Source organism: Bacillus sp. GZB (assembly GCF_001975995.1).
Classification (GTDB): Bacteria; Bacillota; Bacilli; order Bacillales; family Bacillaceae; genus Bacillus; species Bacillus velezensis.
In genome coordinates this window covers 388,805-411,891 of sequence record NZ_MTQG01000010.1, presented here as the reverse complement: position 1 = coordinate 411,891, position 23,087 = coordinate 388,805, and the positions used below count along the sequence as shown (strand labels likewise).

Below are 23,087 nucleotides of genomic sequence, written 5' to 3'. Positions count from 1 at the left end.
AGCCCTACTCCTTCCGAGAAGGGTTTTTATATTTTCCAAACCTTTTTATTTTTATCCCATGACAGTTTGCCTTTTATAATTAAACTTTTGGTTGCCTCCCTTATCTCCGCTTCTGTTTTGCCTGTCTTTCTTTTTAACTCTTCTAGTGATGGTATTTTTCCGTACAGGCGCATGTTAACCATTATCTGATAAAGCTTCCTCTCAAAGTCATTCATAAGTTCAGACACCCCTACTTTCAATTGCGCTAACCAATTTAACCAACAAGAGTCTTAAAGTCAATACCCACCCAACAAACATTTTTCGCAACTACTTACCCCCCTACAGCGATCACTATCGGTGAGAGGGGAGATTAAATGATCGCCATAACGAAAAAATACTTAGAGCAAATGAATGCAAGTGCCGACGACAAGGTTCAAATGATTCAGTATATCGCCGGAGATACCGTCCTAGATGTCGGCATTGGCGGAGGCGTTTTAGGCAAGTTGATCCGCTCCCACAAGCCATGCGTGAACGTGATTGGTGTAGATAAGAGAATACGTGATTACAACGAGGGTTTAAGCTTTTACCATGATGTTTTCGAAATTGACGCACGAGAACTTCAAAAGAAAATTGATGTCGGTGAAGTGGATACAGTAATATTCTCATCTGTACTACACGAGGTTTTTTCATACAACGACTACTCTATTGAAGCGGTGTACGAAGCGTTAAAAAGTGCATATAACATTATCCCTAAGGGTGGGCGTATCATCATCAGAGATGGTGTGAAAATGGAAGACAACAGTAAAGTCCTAATTAGATTTAAAAACCCTAAAGACGTGCAAAAAGCTAAGCAATTCGCAACGGATTTTAAAGCAAGAAAGATCGTATTGACCGTAGGGGCCTACGATTCAGTTGCTATGCCGATGAACGACGCTATGGAATTCCTTTACACGTACACTTGGGGAGATAAGGATTACCAACGTGAAGTTAAAGAGCAGTATGGTCTCTTTACACCTAAAGGGTATATAGCAGCTGTTAAGGATTTACTTGATTTAGAGCTGGTAACATACAACCACTATTTACAAGAAGGACATAACCGTCACTTATCTAGAAAGGTGGAACTATTTGATGAAAAAGGCCGCCGAACTCGTTTTCCTGACTCCAACATCTTATTAGTTTTTCAAAAGTAGGTGATTAAATTGTGGGACAAGCTTCTAATGCTGATGGGCCTGTTTTCTTGGATTTTAGGCATAAGTGCTACCGGGTTACTTCTAGCAATGTACACAACAGGATTCTTTTCTTCTCATGCCTGGCAACATAAAAAGCGGTTTGTCCGCATTTGGTTTAAGTTTCACACCCTTGCAATTAAGAAGTCTAAAGGCAGACATCTATGGTATTTCTTCACCCGGAAGTGCTCTCGATGTGGTCATAGAGGACACCTAACATTGATTCATCAGAACTGCTCCTATGCAAACGAACTCTCCAACTACTATTGGATGTGCGATCACTGTCATGAAGAGATCCACGATATGTACCAGGATTGGTGGGACGAATATAACGCTGGAAGGCTTTAAGGGAGCCAGGGACCAAATTTGATAAAAATCAGTTTTTAGGTTAAGGGGCGTTGACGATGAACAATGATGTCGATTCAACCGTAAAAGAAATTGTAGAACTGTACGGAGTGAGTTGTGATTTGGAAAAAACTCACTTTACAATTAGAGATGGAGATGGAAATGTGAATATCGTTGATAAAAAAACCTTGTACAAATTGTTAGGTGTTTCAAAGCCTTAGGTGTGTTTATCAATTTTCTCCGTACAGGTAACGAAATTGTGGTTGATGGCTAGATGTAAAGCAAAAAAAAGAAACGGTTCATTATATCGGGGCCAAAAAAGCACTGGATGATTTAATAGATCTAGTCAATAAAACACGAGTTTGTCCGTATGTACACGGCACTTTTTAGACCAGGGCACAAATGGCTTAAAGAATAAGACACAATAAATAAGGGAGGGCTTCGAATGCCTAAGACATGGGTTGTAGCCGACACACACTTTAACCACAGTAACATTATTATTTATGAGAACCGCCCATTTAAGGACAAGGATGAAATGAACAAGGAACTCATCAAACTCTGGAATGAAACAGTAGCCCCTGAGGACACCGTTTACCATTTAGGGGATGTATCCTTTGGAGGAAGAGCTATTCGTGACAGTATCCTACCTCATTTAAACGGATATAAAATACTTCGTCTCGGCAACCATGACTCCCGGACCTCTAAGACCCAATGGCTTAAATACTTCGATGAAGTTTACGAGGACGACATCCTCCTGGATGACTTATGCCTATCACACTACCCCCTTGATGACGAAGTTCATTCCAAACTATCGTATACCGGGTTAATTAAAGGCAATGTACATGGTCACGTCCATTCCCAGATTGAGGGGCTTGACCAAACCAAATATAGATGTGTATCAGTTGAATTGACCGACTACCGTCCAATTGACTTTGAAATTATTAAAGCACATTTTGGGGTGATTTAATGAATAGGTATGGAGGAACATTAACTAAGATAAGCACCCTTGAGGTGGGTACTAAATTCTACGTGGTTAACGGTGCATGGGACGGAGAAATAGTTGAAAAAGACGGGATTAAGCAGCTTCGTATAGCTGGAAGCCGCACCACCCCTTTAACAGGAAAGAACGCTGAATACGAACTTTATATAGATATTGAAAAGAACGCCTAAATAAGGCGTTCTTTTCATTCGACTTCGTCCTCTCTTACTTCGATCTTTAAGTTGCGCTTGGTTTGTTCCCACTCTTCTGTTACCTCACCATTAATCTTAAAAAAGATTTTAGAGGACTGCTTAACACCTGAATATGCTTTTGCTGACTCGTACTGAACACAGCAATCAAGAATGCGGGCGTAGATACTCTCTTCATTCGCACCGCCCCTGCTCCGTAAGAGAAAAACATCATACAAGCATTTGTAGATATCGTGGTTCTTTTTACGAAGCACCTCTAACCTTAACCATGCAGAAAGCAATGTGCTGGCAAAAAGTGTCTGAGCAACTATTGAAATAAACTCTATATCAGTATTCCTGATTATTAATGAGACCAACCAAACCAACGCTAAGAAAAGAATTTTCCACCTTTCTTGTTTTGCCATCTCAGAGGTTACTCTAGAGGCGAACAGAGAATTTTCAAATATGTTCGCTCCCAACTTTAGTAGCGACGGCTCTAAGGTGTTATTATAATACTTGTTTGTTCTTTCACTGTCTAAAGGTACACCGAAAGAGTTTGTAAGTAGGTGGGTTCTCCTTTTCTCTTCTGCTCCCGGGATTAAAAAAATCCCTAAAGAGTTGTCCACTATAAAATAAAGTAGTGTTGTGATTATGAATAACCCCGTTAAAATACTCTTGACCTGATCATTTCCATCTAAAAAATAAACTACAACAGTCAGAATAGTATTAACCCAAAAGAGAACCCTTGAGGCTAAGTCAAAATTATTTATAATCTTATAGTATTTATCTAACGAATCGAAACGTTCACTCACAGGCTGCTCTCCTATAGTTCAGGGAATAGTTTTTTGATTTCTGTCTCTGCTAGTCCAGGATAACCCGTTAATTCATACGACTTGCAGTTACTTACAACCTTTTTGGCGTAGTCCAGCCTATTTTTAAAAGTCTGACTAGCATCATAGTTGTAGTATAGACCTTCTATGCTATCGTACACATACTCCTTTAAGGATGATTTAGTGAAATAATTGTACCGATTCACTAACCATTTCTCTAATAAATAAGACGAATAGTAGCCCTTCAATTTATCAGTATTCCAGTATTTCATCAACCTAATTAATGGTTTTAGTTGATAATTGTTGTTGACGTTCGCAGTGATTAGTTCTGAATTGAAGCCTACAGGGTCTGTTGAAGTCCATTCAAATAAAATATTAGTAGGGGCCGGGATGGATAAATTCCCCCAATCATCCTTTATTGCAGGCACTAATTCAAACTTTATATGGTTTAGCTCAAGCACCATTGTAGGGCTGTCTCTGTAAATTTCAGACCTGGAGTAGTATTTTTCCATAAACGCCTTGAGATATTTTAACAATGTTTGAGGTTTATACCCATCCGGGTTCTTGAAAACAACCATGTAGTCAACGTCAGACCCTGAGTCTGCACTTCTCGGGAGGATCGTCCCTCTTGTACTTGACCCAAACTGGAAATGTTCATGGAGATCGTTACTGTCGAAATAATAGTTAAGGTTTTTACTCAAGGCGTTAATCGATTTCTTAATATTTTCATTTTCAGTCGATGTTAAGACAAGATTGCTCGATAATGTTGTTAAATACGTATTTACTGACATATCTTTCCCCCTGTTATTTTGTTTTCTCGTTATACCGCCAATAGCCCAAAATAAGACCGTCTAGTTAAAGACGATCTTACTTAGAGCTATAGTTAAGAATTTATCGCATAAACCAGTTTCCGGAAGCTTCGAAGAACCCCATTCATCAACTGCCTCTTACGGTAAACCTAAGAAAAAACTATGGCAAATTTTACGAGTTTTCTAGTCTATCCTTACTGTACCATATTTATGGACTAAGCTTCAAACTCTACCTTTTTCTTCCCTCGGAACAAAAAAATAGACCCTCCCTTGAGCTTGAGAACCTGAAGGGTTAGGTCTACGTAGAAAATACATCGAGCAAGCCCTTTGATGGGCCGTTTACAGCCTCCCTTGAGCCTCAGAACCTGAAGGGACAGGTCTATCACGAATAACCGCTGAGCAAGCCCTTTGATGGGTAGCTTTTTGTACAGAGCCGGGGTGTTGGTAGCACCCTGATCTTTTCATTTTACAGGAAGTTATTTTAATTTTCAACAGTTTCTCCATATAAAAGGAAAACAGAGAGGGACTAAAAAAGAAGGGTTCTAGGAACCCCTCTTTTGATCAGTCAGTTTGGCCTTTGTTTCTATATCTTTTTATTGTAAACGTTGCGATTCCTACTATAATCAAAGCCGGTACACCGTAAGCAAATACTTGATACACAATATCTCCTGCTGGCATTCGATAACCCCCAAGTAATCTTAGTAGTAAGTGTTGCCCTGTGCTTTAGCTTTATCTTTACCTACGATGAGGGAAACACTTCGTGTTATACTTCCGATTCCTCCACCGATGTTTAATGTAGCTGATAGCCTAGCCTCTGCTTTTTTGAAATCGGTTTCTTTTTTCCTAATGATTCTCATCTTCGGATTAGAGTAGCTACCAGTTACTGTCCATATGTTCCACTTTCCAGCGCTTGTAATTGAATCAAATCCACCCTGCACTAATGAATAACTGGCCTTGAAGCTTAAAGAGAATGTACCGTTATTGTTGTAATAAACTTTTCTGCTTGTGCAGTTTTGGTAACCTGAGCCACCTTGGCACTTTCCATCCTTAATGCCTACGCCAGCTACAGAGAAATCCGGCTCATCTACAGCCGCCTGAGTATAGGAACCATCGGCAAAAATGTAAGTTATTTCATAACCATTATCCGTGTCTTTTTTGATTGTGTCAACAGCTTTTTCTTCCGGCAAAACAAAAGAGTCTAGGGCTTCTCCTTTAGAGAGTTTGTCCAAAAGCTTGCTCTGAGTATCCGATGATACTACACCTTCACTTTCCATGTTTTGCTTAACCTTGTCTAACTGCTCCTTGGTAAAACCGAGCTGCTCTTTAGGATTAGTGTCTTGAGTGTCTTGGGCAGCTACCTGTTGCGGCAAAGATAATCCAATAGTTGCAATAGCGATCACAAACAATAGAATCATTTTTTTCATTTTTTTCCCTCTCCCTTAACCTAGTTTTGTCCAAGAGTTAACTTACACCTACAACTGAACTCCAAGCACTAATTCTATAATCCTATAAGCAACCCTCCCCCAAAAAAACACTAACACACTAAACACCCATTAATAAACATTTTTTTCATCAAATGGTTAAAAAGTTCTACAAAAAATGGGATAAAATCGATGTAAAGTCCTAGGTCTTCAATAACGGTTTTCCATGCGATGTTTCTCTATTCAAGATTTTTAAAAATTGTGACGATATACGCTTATTTTCACTTTACATTTCTTTCCTCGAATGTAACTATATAATTAGATAGACTTAGCATAAGAAAGGGGTTTGTGGATTTTGAAAAACGATCAAATCATCCCTTATGATTTAGTGGCGACAAAAATGAATCATTGGTACAACATGATAAAAATGGATTGGGAGTCGCGGGCCAACCGAATGAAGGAAGAGGTCGAAAAAGAATTACAGTACATGGAGGAAAATCAGGATGTTCTTGTATACTACTCATTGTTAGAATTCAGGCACGAGATGATGATAGCGTACAAGACTCCGAATGCTGCCAAAGGAATCAACGACAGATTTAAAAAGCTGAAGCAGTATGAGGGCGAAGTAAACTTAACCGGTATGTTGGAATACTACTACTATTTCTTTATGGGGATGTATTACTTCAGGCAGAAAGAGCTTACATACTCCCTCGATTGTTACCGGAAAGCTGAAAACTTTCTGAATACTGTTGATTCCGAAAACGCTGAAGTAGAAAGAGCTGAATTCTACTTTAAATTGGCGGAAGTGTGTTATCACATGAAGCAAACGTACTTTTCAATGAACAATGCATTACGAGCGTATGAAATTTTTAAAAAACAACCCTTCTATGGAGTTATGAATGTTCGTTGTCAATTCGTGATCTTCGGGAATCTGTTGGACAGTATGAAGACAGATGAAGCTTTAAAACAAGCATACAAAGCATACAAAGACGCTAAAGAATTAGGTAACCACGAAAGAGACAGAAATCATTTAATTCGTTCCGCACTTTTCAACAAGGGTTTATGTTATAATCACCTTGAAGAACCCGACAAAGCATTCATCAATTTCCACAAATCACTTCAAATTACTGAACCGGAAAATCATGACTATTTTGCAAAAACCCTATTCGTTATCGCCTTTCTAAAAGGAAAGCAAAATGATACCGAAACAGCTTGGGAATATTACAATAAGTCTAAATATTTAGCCGAAAGTAATGGAAACGAAGTGGTGATGGAAAAGCTAAAAATGGTGAAGGGATTATTCCTTTCTGACGATCTAGACCTAGTAAGGGAAACATTCCAGTTCTTCAAAAAGAATAAAAGCTTGTACCCGGACATGGAAAGTTATGCGATTTCAGTAGCCGAACTACTCGCAAGAAAAAAAGATTCGTGGGGTGCAATTGAGTTTTATCGTTTAGCAAATGAGGCAAGAATACAAATTAAAAGGGGAGAGTCAATATGAAAAAACTGTTAATCTGTGCTGCACTGGTACTTGGCGTCGCCGGTATAGGTGCTTCTTATCTCCAACAGCAAAACGATACGTACAAGGTTGCTGAAAGGGCAGAAACTTAATTAATTTAAAGCATTCATTTTACGGATAAGGGGATTCCCCTTATTCTTTTTTTTGTTTTTTTTTTCCTCTCGTATAAATTCCCCTCCCTCCAATTAAACCGCAACTCCCTCCGCACATGTATCGATCATTACGGTGCGAAGGGGGTTGTCACTATTTGAATAAAATCAGAGTTTTAAGCTTGTTTTCAGGCCTTGGTGCATTTGAGAAAGCTCTCAAAAAAGTTCGAGTGAATTTTGAAATAGTTAATTTTTGCGAAAAGAAATCCGCAATAGCTAAAGCATACTCGACGTTGCACAACATCCCTGAATCGAAAAATCTAGGCGATATTAGATCGGTTTCCCCATCCACACTTCCTGAATTCGATCTCATGACTTACGGTTTCCCATGCACAGACGTGTCTGTAGCAAAAGTACATGGTGAGGGACTCAAAGGCGGTGAGTCAAGCCTCCTCTTTGAAGCTTTGCGTATCGCTGAATTCAGTAAGCCCAAGTACATGATCGCTGAGAATGTAAAGAACCTTATCGGCAAGCACAGAGAAGGTTTCGAAGACATGCTCAGGCGACTAGAAAAAATGGGCTACAACAATTACTGAAGTGTTTTGGACGCAAAAGATTTTAATATCCCCCAGGAGAGGCTCCGTGTTTTTGTGGTATCTATTCGGAAAGACATCGACGATGGTAACTTCTTCTTCCCTTCTCCTCGCCCTATTTTAATGGGGACTTCGTGCTGGTGGGATTTTTTTAGATGTTGATGACACACGAAACATTACGAAACGTCAGCAGCGGGCCATCGATGTTGCAAAAGGGGAAATTCAAGACCCCTCTGTAAAAATTGAAGGCGAGATTAGTTTCGATCGTACAGTTATCAGCCACAGAACTTCAGGCTTACGGTTTCAATCAAACCCGCATCACCCCACTATCACTTCTTATTACGGCACTGGCGGAGGGAATTTCACTGTCTTGGCCCATAAAGGAAAACTTGGCGGAATCACCCCGAAACAGTGCCTATTACTGATGGGCTTTGACTCCGAAGACTACGAAAAGCTAATCAGTGCCGGTATTTCCAAGTCAACAATCTACATAATGGCAGGTAATTCTATTGTCGTTAATGTACTTGAGGACATTTTCAAAAACTTGTTTAAAGAAGGTGCTAAAGATGAATAACGGGTATCCGTTAGATGAAATTTTATTACCTATGGGCGGAACTACTGTAAAGGATCAACGCAAAATGGACGAGCTGTGGGAGAACGATAATTATGTAGCAGAAGAAAAGTACGATGGCTCTCGCTACCTCTCTATAGGTGGCCGTTTCTTTTCTAGACATGTCTCAGTTGTCACTAAGCTGCCTGTTGAAAAAACTGCGAATGTACCTCATCTAAATAAAGTCTTGTCTGACTATCCTCTACTGATCTTAGACGGAGAAGTTTATATTGAGGGTGGTAAGTCCAGTGATGTTGTATCGATCATGGGTTCGTCGCCTGAAAAAGCAGTTGCACGCCAAGAAGAGCGTGGCTATGTGAACTTTGTGGCCTATGATATCTTACGTGATATGGACGGTAATTGGTTAACTGACCTTCCTTGGATTGATCGTAGGGGTATTTTAGAAGAGCAGATGGAATTGATTTTCACTGACCACCCTGACACTACTCATATCTCAATATCAAAGTACGTCAAACATAATAAAAAGGAATACAACGCAGAAATTATGAGACGTGGTGGTGAAGGAGTTATGCTGAAAAACATTAACGGTAAGTACCACCCTGATAAGAAACCTAGATGGAATTGGATCAAAGTGAAACAAGAGATTACTTCCGATGTAATTATCACTGGCTTTAAAGAACCGGTCCGTGAATATACGGGCGAAGAATTAGATAATTGGCCTTATTGGGAGGCTGAGGATGGAATTCTATACACCTTAAACGGGCAACAAGAAGCTCAGGAAGAGTGTTGGTCAAACGGTATAAAAGTAGACCCAGTAACCAGGTTTTATTTTTATGGTTGGATTGGAGCAATTGAGTTTGCTCAATACGATGATAAGGGCGAACTTAAACATGTAGGGCATTGCTCAGGAATTAGAGATGAATTACGCAAAGACATGACAGAAAATTCCGATAAGTATATCGGAACGTGTATGGAGATATCTGCTATGGAACGAACTAAAGACGGTTATTTCCGCCATCCTCAGTTTTTACGCTTACGTCCCGACAAGAATGCGAAAGACTGTGTAATAAATGAGGATTAATTATAAGGGCTGCCTTGGCGGCCCTTTTTCATAGAGGTGATTCAGTTTGGCTTTATACCCCCACGGTTCCAGGGTTTATTGTAATAAAAAACTTCCTTCTGAGGCTGCACTTACAGGCGAAGAAACATTGGAGTTCATAGTGGATGGACAGAGATATTCAATCGCCCTACTTCCAGGAGCATACCTAACTAAGCATGACCAGTTTTACAGTGACCTCCCTCCCATGATTACAGAAGCTTTATCTTTCAAACACATCCCACTTATCTGTAAGCTCGGGGGAATCCACGACTATGAAAACAACAGAACTGTCCTGGTCTTCGAACATACGGATACCAAGCAACACCACGACATAGACGTACTTGGAGGATCAGCCTACGCACAGCTAATAGAAGGTATTTATTATTTCGATGAACATGAAGACGGTACGTTCAAAAAGGTTACTGACATTGTCGCTCAAGCTTTAATTGTTAACCCAGGATCGAGCGAAGTCCGGTCAACTATCGCTGCAAGGTTATCAGCAAAATCTGACCTTCCAAATAAGGTATCCGTTCGAAATTCAGAGTCACTCTCGATAAAAGGAAGTGCAAGTGTTGTTAACGCTACTCACATGGTCAGTGCTTTGGCTATTCGGAAAAATGAGCACTCTCAATTAAATTCCAGCCTTTCCGCACGGGTACCGGAACAGCATGACCTTGGTTCCTTTCTTTCCGTAACACCCCAACACCCCCTTTAAAAACAATCGCAACTTTATGCTAGGCACCTTCGATTACTAGGTCGTAAGGAGTAAAAAGGAGGCTACAGCATGGGTAGTAATGGATCAGAGAAAACAGACATTTACCACGGAAATGCCAAGAAAACTTTGGTGTTAGATATGCTTAAAAAGTCAGGAAAAGAAGGTGTCGAAAACACTGAATTAATTAAAATCGCGTTAAGATTTTCAAGTATCTTGCACTCACTTCGTAAGGAAGGCTACCTAATTGAAGTAATCGATAAAGGTAAAGGGCGATTTAACTATGTCTTAGTTGGGTTCGAATCTCCTCATAACCATGTAAGTGCTTATGAGAGACTGTTTGACCTAGTCGCAGAGTACGACAAAGTCTCTACCTCTCAGCTTCTCTCTGTACTAAAACAAAATAATATCTGCTTTAAGCGGAAGGCCATTCGTTAGGAGGGTAATTGGATGTCGTTATATAAATCTGCATTGAGGCGACTCGGTTCACAACAAAGTAAAATCTTAGATTTGCTGAAAGAAAGAGAATCGAGGGGCGCCTATAACTTCGAGTTGGCTAAGATCGCGATGTCTTATCAGCGGAGAGTTCATGAACTAGTAGAGCAAGGGTACCAAATATCTGTCTGTAGGGTAAGCAAAGGGACCTACAAGTATACGTTAATTGGTAAACAAACCAGCCTCCCACAAAACCAAACCATTTTAGATAAGGTTATTCGAGAAATAGAAGAAAACTACGGTGGTTCGGTTGATGCGCTGGAGCTTTTGGATATTGCTGAAAAAGTTGGAGCCAACATTAGTTATAAGGGAGTCACTAAGGCCACAAGGAGTGTAAAGCGTGAAATTAAATAAATTCCAAATCTCAACAGTCCTCTACTTTAAAAGCGGACTCTCAAAAAAAGTCGATTGGGTGGAGGAACGTTTAGTAAAGAAAATTGACAAGGAAACGGAAGAGATCACTCAACCCCTCACTTTAGAAGAAGCTGACCTTTACTTTCAAAGAAAATTTAAAGAATGGGTCGATACCGGTGAAACCGTCGTCCGTAAAAACGCTAAAAAAGAAACCTCAGTAATTCCTTTTTCAAGTGTAGAGTACGTGACAGTTTCTGTTACACTCTTGGGCCAAGATAGTTTAACAACAGAGGGCGAAGAAGATCTCAAAGATAACGGAGATTTACCCCTCCCTACTCCCCCAGCACCTGAAAAGTGGACCCGTATTGAGGATCACCCAGCGTATAAAAAATAATTGTTAGATAAGGAGAGGTTGAAGAATGGAGAACTTAACAATTACCGTTCGTGGTGAAAATGTAGAGGTATCTGCTGCCGAATTGAAGAACTACCGAGAAAAAGGTTTGACACAGTTTCAAAAGTACCTAGATTTAATGTCTCTTAGCTCTGAAATTAAGAATTTCGCAAAATTCATGTTGGAGAAAGCCCCCGACTATTTCTTCATCATCCCTGCCTCAGTTTCAGGAAAATGGCACGCCCCCTGGTCAACCGACAAAGGCGGTCTAGTCAGGCACGTCCTAATGGGTTGTCAAGTAGCTTACGATTTATCACGGACATTTGGGTTAAATGACAAAGAGACTGATATGGCACTTGCAGCGATGATAGGCCACGACATCATCAAATACGGCTTAGACTTTGATGATCGATATATGGACATGCACCCATTTATGCCACGGTCATACTACGGAAATTATAAATCTCCCGGATACGTCGGCGACTACTCTAAAACCCCTGAATTCGACACGATCATGACAGCTATTGAGCGTCATATGGGGAATATCATATCAGGTGAATGGACGTCTGTCGGAGGGGTCAGACCTGAGACACCCCTCCAGTATGTTGTACATCTAGCTGACTACATAGCCAGCAGAAAGAATTTAGTCCACACAGACTTCATCAGCGGATACCAATACTAAGTAGGTGACCATATGAAAAATCCTATAAAACTTTTCTTTAGTGCGTGTGTTGCTGCTTTTATGGTTTGGCTTTGCTCTATCATGCTAAAAGGGTTAGGACTAACTCACATTCAGATACTTTATGTAGCCCTTATTTATTTAGGGCTGACAATCCTCTCTTTATTATCCGGTATGGTTTTCTCTTTTCTTATGTCTAAGAGAGAAAACCGGGAAAAGTTCAATTTCAAAAAAGCCTTAGAAGATGACGGAAAATAAGAAATTGAACACTTCGAATCATTTTATTAAGGAGGGCTAATATGAGAGAAATTAGAAAACTCTCAAACTCGGCATTGGAGAGGTTTACCCAATGCCCCCTCTCTTTCTTTCACCAGTATGTGAACGAAGAAAGACCGGGACAAGAAGGCGTAGAGTCTTTTTACGCCGATTACGGGATTCTAATGCATTTCTTAGTCGAGATGTATCCAAGAACAAACCTCTATAAGGACTCCCTCCCATTTAAGCCTAGCAACTTCGTTGATGATGGTGATATTAACGGCATTCTCAACGGTTTCGCTAACCAGCTAATGGAGCGAGAAGAGCCGCTCACTTTAGAGCAGATGTTGATTATATATGACGAACTATTCCCCCTGGTTCAATTCCCTAGTCAGGAAAAGCGAGATGAATACTACGATCAAGGGTTGACCTATATAAAAAACATCCCTGCAATGGATTGGTCAAAAGTGATCGGATTAGAAGCAAAATTCAAGATCGACTTACAAAACGGGGTCGTCCCTATAAAGGGGTTTATCGATAAAGTCGAAAGAGATGATAAAGGTCTCATAGTGACCGATTATAAAACATCTAAGCCATATAGCCATAACGCCATAATGGCAAAGCCACAGCTCCCTATTTACGGCATGGCTTGCTTCTTAATGTATGGGGAACTCCCATACAAGTACCGTTACGACTTTGTCAGATTTGGGAGGGTCGTTGAGGTAGAGATCCCTATAGAACGCTTAACTGAAGTTAAGAATGTTATTAAGTTCAAATACATGCAGATGCTTGCATATCAACGCCAAGGGTCCTTCCCCGCACAGTACCAAGATTTTTACTGTAAGAATTTCTGTGGCTTTAATAGGCTCTGTGATAGATACAAACAGTTCAATGGAGGTTAACACTTGTGACAGAGAGGCTAAACGGTTTTTGGGTAAACAGAGAAGATCCTAAGGTTAGAATAACAATCCCGAGGGTTTATAAAAGGAGAAACACAGTGGACTTCTTCTATTCCATGTGTAATCTGACTGGCGGTGGTACTATCGATAAAAGGGAGCTTGTTAGAGACTACATTAAGGAGGCTAGGTAACCGATGTACTTTATTTATACCTTGCTTGCGGCCTGGATTCTTACCGAATTTAATCTAGACCAAGTCTTGTTAAGCGGATTCAATGAGGTGGCCCACACTAACTATTCCATTAATGTTTATTGGCTATTCTTTGTTGTTGTCGGATTACTAATATCAGCCTTAGATGTCATGAGTTCATCACGAAAATAACAAGCATTAGTCTCTGCCTATAATGGTAGGGACTATTTTATAAGGGAGGAAACATAATGAAAGTTGCAGATATTCTTTTAGAGTTAGAAGAGTTAGAGAAGAAGCGAAATGACATTGAATCCGTTTTATCTGATGCTACAACAGAAGAAAAAGAATTAGGGGAGGCCGAGATTGTTCTGCAACAGGGGCTAGAAAAGACAAATAAAAAACTAACAACATTTCTTAACTCTGAATTTGCGCCGGCCGCTACACTTCTTTACCTTACAGTGACTCCTTCCACCCTAGCGATGAACGCAGAAGACACAGCTCCCCTGTCTGTGATCGCCACCTACAGTGACGGAACCACTAAAGACGTGACTTCCCCGAGAAAGCCCGTGATGTTCTTTAGGGACTTTAATGAACTGGCTGACAACAAGGGGTTTATTACTTCTATAGATATAACAGGTTATCTAGGTGAAGACAAAACTTTTGAAATTGTAAAGACAAGTGGTGGATTCGATATAGATGACAGTTCAGATACGCAGGGACTTCAAGTAATTTCGACATCGAATTCAAATGAGTACACGGTTGTTGATTTAGTAGGGTCACCTATCGGGATTACATTTACAACTAACGGAGAAGAAGCTGTTGGAGACAACTGGTTAGTTGATATTTATTTAGTTGGTACAGGTACAACTTATGAGGTTGATGACATCTCCTTAGCAAGTGTTAACGAGTCAGGGGTAGTGACTGCTTTGGGTGGAGGAGAAGTAAATATAACAGTCCGAAACGGGCAGCAATTAGTAGATGTTCCTCTAACTATTGTAGACACGATTCCGCCTGAGCCGCCAAGTATCAAAACAATAACTCCATTGGCTGGAGGTGCAGAGATCTTATTTGACCCGAGCACATCTACCGACGTTGTTTCCTACAACATTTATGTCGACAGTGTACAGAAAGTAACAGGTGTCTTGTATGATGGTAACGCTGTTTCTATCGAATTAGTACCAGCTGACGGAGAAACAACGTACTTAGTTAGTCTGAGTGCTGTCGACGGTAGCGGCAACGAATCCGAGCAATCTCCCGCAGTAGAAGTCGCCCCACTTTCCGCCGAAACAACAGAATAACCCTTAAAACCCTTGGCCGTGCCTGGGGTTTTTATTTTGCTCGCAACTATACACGGCAACATAGCGATCAATAATTTGTAACGGAGGTGACTAGATGAAATTTACAAGTATCCCTACTATGTCTGTAATTCTAAGCTTGCTTAGCACGGCTACTGCATTCTCCCTCTATGAAGGACACCCTGTTTTCTCATCCTTATTTATGCTTTTGTCTGTAACAGAGCTGACCCTGCTGCGGATTTACATATCACTCAGATGGAGGATTGATGATAATGCTTAAAATAATCGTTAAAAAACTAGCGGCTGACTACAAGGAATATAAAAGATTCGCGGAAGTCTTTCCAATACCGTACTACACTTACTGGATCATCCTACTCTTGCTTTTTGCACTTACGCGACTTAAAGAAGCTGATTACTTCTTATTTGTGGTGTACTCACTCCTAATTGGAGTGAATCTATTAGATATTTATCTCACGCTAAAGAAGAAACAAAATCGCCGCAACTAGCCCCTCCCATACAGCGATCATTACTGTGTAGGAGGTGCAGAATGCCTAACAAAAAGAAACAAACGCCGAGTATTGACAAACAAAAGAAATATCGATTCCTGGTTGGGTTTGACCCCTCTCTTGATGGTACAGGGTACGCAGTCCTGGACGTTCGGTATAAAACCCCACGCATTGCAGAGATGGGCGTTATAAAAGGGAGAACTAAAACCTGGCCTGCTGGAACACCTTATCAAATTAAGCTTGCACTTATTCAGGCAAAGGCCAAGGAGCTTAGAGCAAAATACGACCCTATATTCCCTATCGTGTTTTTAGAGCGAGGTCACACAGGACCTTTCAATAACGACACGCAAGCTGTTTTCCGAGCAAGGGGTGCGCTAGAATCCGAACTTGTCGGAAACCATATCCAAGAATACCCACCCTCGCAAGTTAAGAAAGCCATTACTGGGAATGGGAAAGCCGAAAAAGAAGATGTAGCCGAGCACTTGGCAGAAGTTTTCGATATTACAATGAATCATTTTGAAACATTAGATGTAAGTGACGCCTTGGGTGTAGCTTATACCGGCTACCTCGAACACATTAAAAAAGGAGATGGGTAACCATGGCAGTAAATAATCAATCTTTGCAAACTATTGAGCAGAAAGCTCTCCGTATTTTTGAAATTAATAGACAACAGGCTGCGGCTGAGGAAGAAAAAATCCTTTTAAAGAATTCCATCCGGTTAGCAATGAAAGAGAATAAATTAACAGAACACATGCTTCCTTTAGACGGAAGCTCTGATTTAAAGATCACTCTAAATGAGCGAAAAACTAAAAAGGTCGATAAAGAGGGGCTTGCTGCTGACTTAGGGGTTTCTGCCGAAGCAGCAGGTAAAAAAGACGTACTCATCAAGAAAGTCGAAGAAGGGCGGTTAACTCATAATCAATTCCTAGGTTACCTCTACGAAGAAACATCCGAACAAGTCCAAGTACGAAAAGTCAATGCCTAGGGGTGATGGTGTGAATAATCCCTTTGAATGTCTAACCAATGAGCAACACATCTTGTTGGAGGATTTTATCGCCAATGAATTTTCCAAGATTGATGAACCTGATCTCGGCCACCTAACTAACTCAGGGGTGCTTTTCCCTGATAGACTCCCCCACGAGTGGGATACTCTTCCGGATCAGTGGGATAGGATGATGGAGCAACAAGGGATTGTCAATCTAGAAGATCACGAGTTATCTAAGTATTTAGAGAAGTGGCTTCGTTTACTTGGTTACGCCTATTGGGTCAGAGGTATTCGAGAAGCGAATTTCAACATTTTAGATCGCTGTGCTAACTATGTAAAGGATTACGTGTTTGCACACGCTCAAGGCGGTCGTGAGCAAAAATCAGCTGTTGCTGGTAGTCACCCCCTCTACAGAACTGTCTTAGAGAGACTAACAGTTTCTCAGGAACAGCTGTCCGTACTTAATGGGATGATCTACAAGTGGGAAAAGATTGAATTCTCTATTTCCCGTGCAATCACCAATAGAGCCGGGAGGCCCTTACGATGAACGACATCTTTGATGATTTTTTCGACCGCAGGATTAAAGAATATATAGCTATCCTGAACAGGAAATTCGCAAATAAGTCTATTAGTGCTGATCGATATAGATTTCTGTTTGCTAAGTTGTTGTCATGGACCGATGTTTACGACGCAAGCGAAGAAAACCGCAACAATACAAGCCTATACAGCGATTACTAAAAGTGTAAGTAATAATAACAAATGATATGGGGGAACTCACAATGAAAAACATTACAGAGAAAGTAAACGGCCTTGTTACCACTCTACTCAACCAAGATGACTACCAAGTCAGCGTCAACTTAGAAAACGGATTTGTAGGGATTAACGGTGTTGAATTTAGTCAGGATGAGCAGCTAGAAATTCTAAAACAGTACCGGAACGATCCTGTCTTATCCTCTTTACTTTCTCAAATCTCCAACTCACCTGAAGCGCACGGAATCAGAAGTATTGTTAGCTTTGACGGAGGTAAGTTAAGTGTGGATGAGGGGGCTGCAAAAGAGCTACTTAAAAAGACCAAAACACCTCCCCCTTCACAGGAGAAAGCACATAACACGACCAACGACAGCAAAGAAACAGTCTTGCTGAGACGCATTGATAAGTTAGAGAAAGAATTAGAACACAAGGATGGGTGCATTGACCGTATGTCTAAAAAATTAGGAGAACAGAAAGCTATCGCTAACGCGCTTAGGGGACTACTCAAATTGGGAGATCAGTTCCACGTCCCGGAAAAAGACTTAGTTTTCCCTGGATCATTCTCAGATGTAGCAACTATCACCCACCCCGACGATAAGGTTACAGACCAAGAAATTAATGAAATGATCGAAGAGATGAAAGATGTCGACGTCCCACTTCATTCTTTTGCATCAGACGCATACAAAGACGTCGTCATCATCAAAACTCATGATGATGACGGCATTAGATACTACGTTTCAAGAAACTACCACTACGCTTATACAGGAGAGTCCGTCAACCTATGACGGCTCTTTCCTTCTGAATAGATTATTTGGAGGTGTCAAGTTGTTTCGAAGACGACCTAAAATGCACAAATGCTGCAAGTGTAGAGAAAAACACCCTAGATCGGATATGGAATTAATGCCTGTGGTTGGCCTTGTGTGTCTAACTTGCTTCAACCAGTATCTTAAAAATTGGAGGTGACTACATGTCTGAGAATACTAGAAAACCAAGCACAGGAGATTCTATCGGTACTGATGATTTATTCAGTCTGATGGATAAGGAATTTAATAAAAAATTTCGTAGTAATCCAGCACAAAGGCTATCGGACTATAGAAAAGACATACCTAAGCTTTGGTATTCAACTGGGATAATGACATTAGATGTAGCTTTAGGCGGTGGACTTGCTGGGGGTCGGATGTCGGAGTGGTTCGGATTAGAAGGATCAGGAAAGAGCACATTGCTTTATTCCGCTATCGCTGAATCTCAACGTCGGCACCGTGAAGGGTTTCATGACTACCATGTTATTGCTGATCCCGAGAACTCTTCATCAGACGCAAAAGCACACATGGAGCTATTAGGAGTTGATACTTCTAAAGTCCATATTATCGCTCCTCAGGAAGGAAAACCTCTATATGCGGAGGACATATTTGAGCGGATCGAATGGATACTTCGCCACCCTAACCTAAAAGGCAGAATAGGAATTATCGGCATTGATTCAATCGGTGCACTCGTATCAAAAACCGAAGGAGAAAACGATAAGAAGTGGGATAAAGCTGCCCGAGTCGGGGGAATTTCAGGTGTTCTCTCGATGTTCCTTCGTAGTGTGGTAGATAGCGGTCTACTGTATGAAGCGGACGCCCATCTACTGATGTTAAATCAAGTCCGTGACAACATCGGTGACATGTATAACCCCTATCGAACTCCTGGGGGTCGAAAAGTTCATTTTACCGCCGCACAGCGGGTAGAGGTGGCCCGAACTCGTGGCGCAGACTTTAAAAACCCTGCATACAACTCTCAAAAGGAAAACTCAGGAGAGGCTATGTACACAGGGCAGAAGATTAAATTCAAACAGGTCAAGTCAAAGGTTGGCGGCAGAGACGGCGCCACAGCTTCAGTTGACTTTGTATACGGTGAAGGGCTTGACCTTGCACAGAATGCTATCCAGGTGGGTCAAATGCACAACATCATCGTCGGTTCTACCTGGTTATCTATGATCGATGTAGCTACGGGTCAAGAAGTTGTTAAAAAACAAGGAATGCAAAACATGAAAAATACCGTCCTCGAAGACGAAGAACTCTACGCTAAGTTTGACTATATGCTGACCTACGTCCTGAGAGGTCTTGAGCCAAAGTCAGTGGTCGATGAGTGGGAAGAAATAAAAGCAACTGAGCTTAATCTAGACGAAGGTAATGCATTGGTGGAGAATCCAACGGAATGAGTGAGATAGCACACTGTATCAAATGTGAAAAGATGACGAATGCAGACGTAACCGTGTGTTGTGACGGTCGGGAGTGTGGGTGTATGGGGCTTCCCATTCACCCGCCTTTATGTGAAGAGTGTGAAAAGACATTTTTTAAGGAGGGTGCGGGGTGAAGCATGCATTTAGAATATTGATCATTATTCTGTTGCCGGTTATTTCCGATTCCATAGGAATAATTCTAGCGTATTATTTCGACAATCCGAATTTGAGGATAAATTTTATATCGGTCACCGCGGCTATCTGCGGGTACTTAGTTCGTGGGTGGTGGCCTCCGAAGAAGGAGGTCCCGAAGTGATGGACGGTAATGACAAAATGGCGTTCTGCTTCTATAAGAAGGAGGGTTCAGGGTGAAGAAAGAGTTCAGTGCTTCCCTCATTTATTGTTGTCCCAAGTGTTCTCTAGAGGGTAAGCAAGCAATCTTAGTAGAAAACTCGTTATTAAAACGGTGTATTCGTTGTCTAACGGATTACAAGCTACCTATAAAGACAGGAAAAATACAACAGCCTGTGAGAGGGCTTAAAGCCATATTGGGGTGATATAATGCAACAAAAACTCAAAAACTGCGTTGTAAAGTTTATGAAGGATAACGAAATCACCTGCGAAGAGGCGATCAGTCAAAGTGACCAGGTTAATGAACATGCCTATGAGTTTATTGAGGACTTATACAATATCGTTAAAGAAGATATAGAAGCCGTGTCCTCCCCTCCAACCTACGAGGAATTGCTCAATTACCTTACGTCAAAAGGTATAGAGTTAAGCAGTATCAGGCATGGTGGTGATGGTACTGTGTGGGTTGTGGCTAAATTATCCCACCTTAGCATAGAACTCCACAAGCATAACTACTATTACAAAAGCGACGAGGAGAAGTTGAGTTTCTTACGTTCCATTAAGGAGTTGTTTAACATTGAATAACAGACCTAGAATGAACTATCGGAATATTGATAAAGTACAGAATAACCGTATCGCTGCTAATCTCAGCAATGCGGGTGACTTGGCCCACCGCCGAAGAGGTTCAGGCTCAAAGTGGTACGCCAAAGGAGATACCATTAGCAGTATGTTCTTAGTTGAAGCCAAGGATAAGGCGACCCCATCAAAGCAGCGTACCATTCACAAAGACACCTTCGATAAGCTTAAATTAGAAGCCATAGAGGAAAACAAAATACCTCTGTACATTGTCGGGTTCGGCGATGGACGGGATTTCATTATAATGGATGACCTAGACTTTTATGGTCTAGTTGATCGTCTCATATCTGCTGAGACAGAGCTTGGAGAACTTAGATCTAAGGAGGAAGAGAAATGTTAGGAAAACGTAAATACCATGTATCTGGACATGACCCAAAAGGAGACTACGTTGAGGGGGAACTTTGGGCGTCCAGTGCCCGTGAAGCATTGAAGATTGCTCAAAGTTGGGACGACGGCAATACTTATACTGTCGCTCGAAAAGTCGGCTGCGGATGTGGAAGCTAACATGCTTGACGCTATTGACGTAAACTCATTCAATGAAGAGACTAAAGATGGCGTTTCTCTTGTTTATGTTTACGCTCCTTGGTGCGGCCCTTGTAAAGTAATCTCGCCTGTTTTGGCTGATCTATCAGAACAATACCCTGACGTCAAATTCCTTAAAGTCAATTCAGAAACAGGTGTTGATATCTTAACTAGGTTGAATGTCTCTACCATCCCCACTGTCCTCATCTTTAAAGACGGTAAACTATTCAGCGAAGATGTGGGCTTCAGGCCCAGTAGCGAACTCGAAGAGAACTTAAAGAACGTAATGATGAGAACTGAATAATTGTACAAAGAGGTGTGCCATTAAGGTACACCTTTTCTTATAATGTCATTGCAAAATCGCTAGATAGGAGGTTACTAAATGGCCCAACTTAGGACTGTAATGAAATACGTCAAAGAAGTTGACGGTTTCATTAAAGACTTGCGTAAAGGTATGAAACATGGTCATCCCTACTCTGTTGATGCCCTTCGTTACTACTTGGATGAATTAGAATATGCTCGTGATGAGATAATGAATTCTGACTTAGAGTCAGGAGAAAACCTTGACAGACTAATGGATAAATTAAGAGAGTGCGTGCGCGAATGCTTGCGCCCTTCCTACTCAGGAAAACCGCAGGTGCTCCCTAAACCGGTACCTGATCCTTGGAAACCGCCTGTTACAGTGACAGGGGTAAACCTTATCCTGGTATGCGATATCTCTGACTCTATGTTTGAAGGTGGAGGCCTTGAAAAAGGCGGACGAGTTCGTAAATTACTAATTGCTTTTGCACGTGAAGTGGAACGTTATGCAAAAATGGCTAAGATACCTTGTAAAGTATCTCTAGTGACTTATACAGACCCTACAGACATAGGGGGAAAGAACAGGCCTATCTACTACACCGTAGAATTGAATAAAGCCGCCCCAAGCAAACTGGACGGCGCTATAAGCAAAATCAACCGAGGTAAATGGGCACGAGGCGGCGACTGGCACGAAGCTGGAATGACTTGTATGTATAAAACAATAGATAAGGTCATTGACAAAAGCATTGTAAATGGAAAACCTGTAGAGAATTCTATAATCTTGGTTTCTGATGAACGTCAAAAAATGAAGAACTCTCAGTACCCTCCTCACCCACGCTTCCCTAACGAAGTGACTCTTGCCCAATTAGACGGTAAATTCGATAAGTTGAAGATTCAAAACCGCTACGCATTAATCCCCATGAAATACGGTTATACACGTTTACCTACAAGATACGTGACAGGAAAATGGGGTAAATTGGGAAGCGAACAAAACAAGGATGTCCAAAAATTCTTTCGTCAATGTAGGGAGTATTTTAAAGCTAGTAAATTATCAGACATCCAGGATTGGGTAGCTTGGACGCTAGACCCAACAAAAGCACCTAAAAAGAAATAAGGAGGACAACCAATGGCGGTTAGATTTGGAGATCTTTACGAAGAGATGGTAACCCTTGAAGAGGCCATCGAAAGAATGAAAGTCGACATCCAAAATGCTGATTGTGATTCTGACACAAAGTGTATCTTACAGAACGAACTTGAAATGTTGGAGCAAAAATATTATGACCTTAGCCTAACAGAGTTTGATTTCGAAAAACTCAACTTTGTGTCGATTGTTGAATCTATAGAGAGATGTCTACATTGCATTGAATTTACCGGAAACTTTTCCGACATCGCACCAGCCCCTATTGCTGTAGCCAGTACCTGTGGAAATAAAAGAGTGCAGCTATCCTTGGGCGATATTGAGCGAGTCATTGTACATGAATTTTCATCAAAAACTACCTCTTACGATTTTGTTAAGAGCGCCATGCCGTACAAGATTACGACTAAAGACAAAGAAAAGTACGTAATTACTTGGGATTCCTATAGAAAAGGTGTTTCAATTAAAGGCTTTAATACAACCCCTGGCGGAACCGTGACTAACTTTGGGAACATCAGCAAAGTGGAAGTAGTCCTTAATGAACCGGCGCAGAAGAAATATAAAAAAGAAAAAATTATGGCGTGTAAAGTATTGTTAGTTTCACGTACACCAATGAGTTCTTCGGCTCCCCTCACAAGGGCTGTCGACGGTAAAAATACAACGTACCCGAAAGTCGCAAAAACAACTAAATCCGAAGTAGAAATGGTTTTTCAAATCTTTGTTTAAGACAGGTTCACCCTGTCTTTTTTTTTATTCCCGCAACTTTTG

31 protein-coding genes and 1 pseudogene are annotated in these 23,087 nt (G+C 41.0%); 28 read left to right on the top strand and 4 right to left on the bottom strand.

All coding sequences use genetic code 11. The features are described 5' to 3' along the window. Positions 1–26: 26 nt before the first annotated feature. Positions 27–215 (bottom strand): hypothetical protein, encoded by a 189-nt coding sequence (locus tag BXO87_RS02410; protein WP_076851206.1) that lies wholly within the window; start codon positions 213–215, stop codon positions 27–29. A 138-nt stretch (positions 216–353) separates the two neighbouring features. Between BXO87_RS02410 and BXO87_RS20685 the strand changes: the two genes are divergently transcribed. The 4 genes from BXO87_RS20685 to BXO87_RS02390 all read left to right on the top strand — a co-directional run bounded on the left by BXO87_RS20685 (position 354) and on the right by BXO87_RS02390 (position 2,720). Beyond that, the gene (locus BXO87_RS20685) at positions 354–1,169 is read left to right on the top strand and encodes a class I SAM-dependent methyltransferase (RefSeq protein WP_076851205.1); all 816 of its coding nucleotides are present in this window, start codon (positions 354–356) and stop codon (positions 1,167–1,169) included. A 440-nt stretch (positions 1,170–1,609) separates the two neighbouring features. After that, a complete protein-coding gene (locus tag BXO87_RS20680; protein WP_161941450.1) occupies positions 1,610–1,771 on the top strand; it encodes a hypothetical protein in 162 nt (53 codons plus the stop codon). A 224-nt stretch (positions 1,772–1,995) separates the two neighbouring features. Next, the gene (locus tag BXO87_RS02395; protein ID WP_076851203.1) at positions 1,996–2,517 is read left to right on the top strand and encodes a metallophosphoesterase; all 522 of its coding nucleotides are present in this window, start codon (positions 1,996–1,998) and stop codon (positions 2,515–2,517) included. Continuing rightward, positions 2,517–2,720, top strand: a complete 204-nt coding sequence (locus BXO87_RS02390) for a hypothetical protein (RefSeq protein WP_076851202.1) — start codon at positions 2,517–2,519, stop codon at positions 2,718–2,720. Before BXO87_RS02395 ends, BXO87_RS02390 begins: the two co-directional genes overlap by 1 nt. Before the next feature lie 14 nt (positions 2,721–2,734). Here BXO87_RS02390 and BXO87_RS02385 read toward each other — a convergent pair whose 3' ends face one another. From BXO87_RS02385 to BXO87_RS02375, 3 genes are all read right to left on the bottom strand, one after another. Then, entirely contained in the window at positions 2,735–3,529 is a 795-nt protein-coding gene (locus tag BXO87_RS02385) for a hypothetical protein (protein WP_076851201.1), read from the bottom strand. 11 nt (positions 3,530–3,540) lie between these two features. Continuing rightward, entirely contained in the window at positions 3,541–4,338 is a 798-nt protein-coding gene (locus tag BXO87_RS02380) for an SMODS domain-containing nucleotidyltransferase (protein ID WP_076851200.1), read from the bottom strand. A gap of 716 nt (positions 4,339–5,054) precedes the next feature. Further along, positions 5,055–5,780 (bottom strand): hypothetical protein, encoded by a 726-nt coding sequence (locus tag BXO87_RS02375; protein ID WP_076851199.1) that lies wholly within the window; start codon positions 5,778–5,780, stop codon positions 5,055–5,057. A gap of 352 nt (positions 5,781–6,132) precedes the next feature. On the opposite strand from BXO87_RS02375, the gene BXO87_RS02370 reads away from it, so the two are divergent. The 24 genes and pseudogenes from BXO87_RS02370 to BXO87_RS02225 all read left to right on the top strand — a co-directional run bounded on the left by BXO87_RS02370 (position 6,133) and on the right by BXO87_RS02225 (position 23,045). After that, positions 6,133–7,278: a Rap family tetratricopeptide repeat protein gene (locus BXO87_RS02370; RefSeq protein ID WP_076851198.1), complete on the top strand. Its 1,146-nt coding sequence runs from the start codon at positions 6,133–6,135 to the stop codon at positions 7,276–7,278. 226 nt (positions 7,279–7,504) lie between these two features. Next, positions 7,505–8,140 (top strand): annotated as a pseudogene (dcm, locus tag BXO87_RS02365) (DNA (cytosine-5-)-methyltransferase). After that, positions 8,124–8,552 carry a DNA cytosine methyltransferase gene (locus BXO87_RS21185; protein WP_139337721.1) on the top strand — a complete coding sequence of 143 codons (429 nt, stop codon included), beginning with the start codon at positions 8,124–8,126 and terminating at the stop codon, positions 8,550–8,552. Before dcm ends, BXO87_RS21185 begins: the two are co-directional and overlap by 17 nt. After that, on the top strand, positions 8,545–9,630 hold the full coding sequence (locus BXO87_RS02350; RefSeq protein WP_076851195.1) for an ATP-dependent DNA ligase: 1,086 nt from the start codon (positions 8,545–8,547) through the stop codon (positions 9,628–9,630). Before BXO87_RS21185 ends, BXO87_RS02350 begins: the two co-directional genes overlap by 8 nt. Positions 9,631–9,676: 46 nt before the next feature. After that, positions 9,677–10,363, top strand: a complete 687-nt coding sequence (locus BXO87_RS02345) for a hypothetical protein (RefSeq protein ID WP_076851194.1) — start codon at positions 9,677–9,679, stop codon at positions 10,361–10,363. A gap of 69 nt (positions 10,364–10,432) precedes the next feature. Beyond that, positions 10,433–10,798 carry a hypothetical protein gene (locus tag BXO87_RS02340; protein ID WP_076851193.1) on the top strand — a complete coding sequence of 122 codons (366 nt, stop codon included), beginning with the start codon at positions 10,433–10,435 and terminating at the stop codon, positions 10,796–10,798. 12 nt (positions 10,799–10,810) lie between these two features. After that, complete coding sequence (locus BXO87_RS02335) at positions 10,811–11,209, top strand: hypothetical protein (RefSeq protein ID WP_076851192.1); 399 nt, start codon at positions 10,811–10,813, stop codon at positions 11,207–11,209. After that, positions 11,196–11,603: a hypothetical protein gene (locus BXO87_RS02330; RefSeq protein ID WP_076851191.1), complete on the top strand. Its 408-nt coding sequence runs from the start codon at positions 11,196–11,198 to the stop codon at positions 11,601–11,603. Before BXO87_RS02335 ends, BXO87_RS02330 begins: the two co-directional genes overlap by 14 nt. 25 nt (positions 11,604–11,628) lie before the next feature. After that, complete coding sequence (locus BXO87_RS02325) at positions 11,629–12,282, top strand: HD domain-containing protein (RefSeq protein WP_076851190.1); 654 nt, start codon at positions 11,629–11,631, stop codon at positions 12,280–12,282. 12 nt (positions 12,283–12,294) lie between these two features. Next, the gene (locus tag BXO87_RS02320) at positions 12,295–12,537 is read left to right on the top strand and encodes a hypothetical protein (protein ID WP_076851189.1); all 243 of its coding nucleotides are present in this window, start codon (positions 12,295–12,297) and stop codon (positions 12,535–12,537) included. Between the two features lie 41 nt (positions 12,538–12,578). Beyond that, positions 12,579–13,436, top strand: coding sequence for a RecB family exonuclease (locus BXO87_RS02315; RefSeq protein ID WP_076851188.1), 858 nt, complete (start codon positions 12,579–12,581; stop codon positions 13,434–13,436). Between the two features lie 5 nt (positions 13,437–13,441). Further along, positions 13,442–13,624, top strand: a complete 183-nt coding sequence (locus BXO87_RS02310) for a hypothetical protein (RefSeq protein WP_076851187.1) — start codon at positions 13,442–13,444, stop codon at positions 13,622–13,624. Between the two features lie 245 nt (positions 13,625–13,869). After that, positions 13,870–14,919 carry a hypothetical protein gene (locus BXO87_RS02300; protein WP_076851185.1) on the top strand — a complete coding sequence of 350 codons (1,050 nt, stop codon included), beginning with the start codon at positions 13,870–13,872 and terminating at the stop codon, positions 14,917–14,919. A 544-nt stretch (positions 14,920–15,463) separates the two neighbouring features. After that, on the top strand, positions 15,464–16,018 hold the full coding sequence (locus BXO87_RS02285; protein ID WP_076851182.1) for a crossover junction endodeoxyribonuclease RuvC: 555 nt from the start codon (positions 15,464–15,466) through the stop codon (positions 16,016–16,018). 2 nt (positions 16,019–16,020) lie between these two features. After that, positions 16,021–16,407, top strand: a complete 387-nt coding sequence (locus tag BXO87_RS02280; RefSeq protein ID WP_076851181.1) for a hypothetical protein — start codon at positions 16,021–16,023, stop codon at positions 16,405–16,407. Positions 16,408–16,417: 10 nt separating this feature from the next. Further along, positions 16,418–16,954 (top strand): hypothetical protein, encoded by a 537-nt coding sequence (locus tag BXO87_RS02275; RefSeq protein ID WP_076851180.1) that lies wholly within the window; start codon positions 16,418–16,420, stop codon positions 16,952–16,954. A 232-nt stretch (positions 16,955–17,186) separates the two neighbouring features. Then, a complete protein-coding gene (locus BXO87_RS02265; protein WP_076851178.1) occupies positions 17,187–17,942 on the top strand; it encodes a hypothetical protein in 756 nt (251 codons plus the stop codon). A 182-nt stretch (positions 17,943–18,124) separates the two neighbouring features. Next, positions 18,125–19,357, top strand: a complete 1,233-nt coding sequence (locus BXO87_RS02260; protein ID WP_076851177.1) for a P-loop NTPase family protein — start codon at positions 18,125–18,127, stop codon at positions 19,355–19,357. Positions 19,358–19,939: 582 nt separating this feature from the next. After that, positions 19,940–20,311 carry a hypothetical protein gene (locus BXO87_RS02245; RefSeq protein ID WP_076851174.1) on the top strand — a complete coding sequence of 124 codons (372 nt, stop codon included), beginning with the start codon at positions 19,940–19,942 and terminating at the stop codon, positions 20,309–20,311. Further along, positions 20,304–20,702, top strand: coding sequence for a hypothetical protein (locus BXO87_RS02240; RefSeq protein WP_076851173.1), 399 nt, complete (start codon positions 20,304–20,306; stop codon positions 20,700–20,702). Before BXO87_RS02245 ends, BXO87_RS02240 begins: the two co-directional genes overlap by 8 nt. After that, positions 20,696–20,866: a hypothetical protein gene (locus tag BXO87_RS20770; RefSeq protein WP_167330629.1), complete on the top strand. Its 171-nt coding sequence runs from the start codon at positions 20,696–20,698 to the stop codon at positions 20,864–20,866. Before BXO87_RS02240 ends, BXO87_RS20770 begins: the two co-directional genes overlap by 7 nt. A 1-nt stretch (position 20,867) precedes the next feature. Next, a complete protein-coding gene (locus BXO87_RS02235) occupies positions 20,868–21,188 on the top strand; it encodes a thioredoxin family protein (protein ID WP_076851172.1) in 321 nt (106 codons plus the stop codon). A 78-nt stretch (positions 21,189–21,266) separates the two neighbouring features. Then, positions 21,267–22,298: a hypothetical protein gene (locus tag BXO87_RS02230; protein ID WP_076851171.1), complete on the top strand. Its 1,032-nt coding sequence runs from the start codon at positions 21,267–21,269 to the stop codon at positions 22,296–22,298. A 12-nt stretch (positions 22,299–22,310) separates the two neighbouring features. Then, on the top strand, positions 22,311–23,045 hold the full coding sequence (locus tag BXO87_RS02225) for a hypothetical protein (protein ID WP_076851170.1): 735 nt from the start codon (positions 22,311–22,313) through the stop codon (positions 23,043–23,045). Positions 23,046–23,087: the final 42 nt, after the last annotated feature.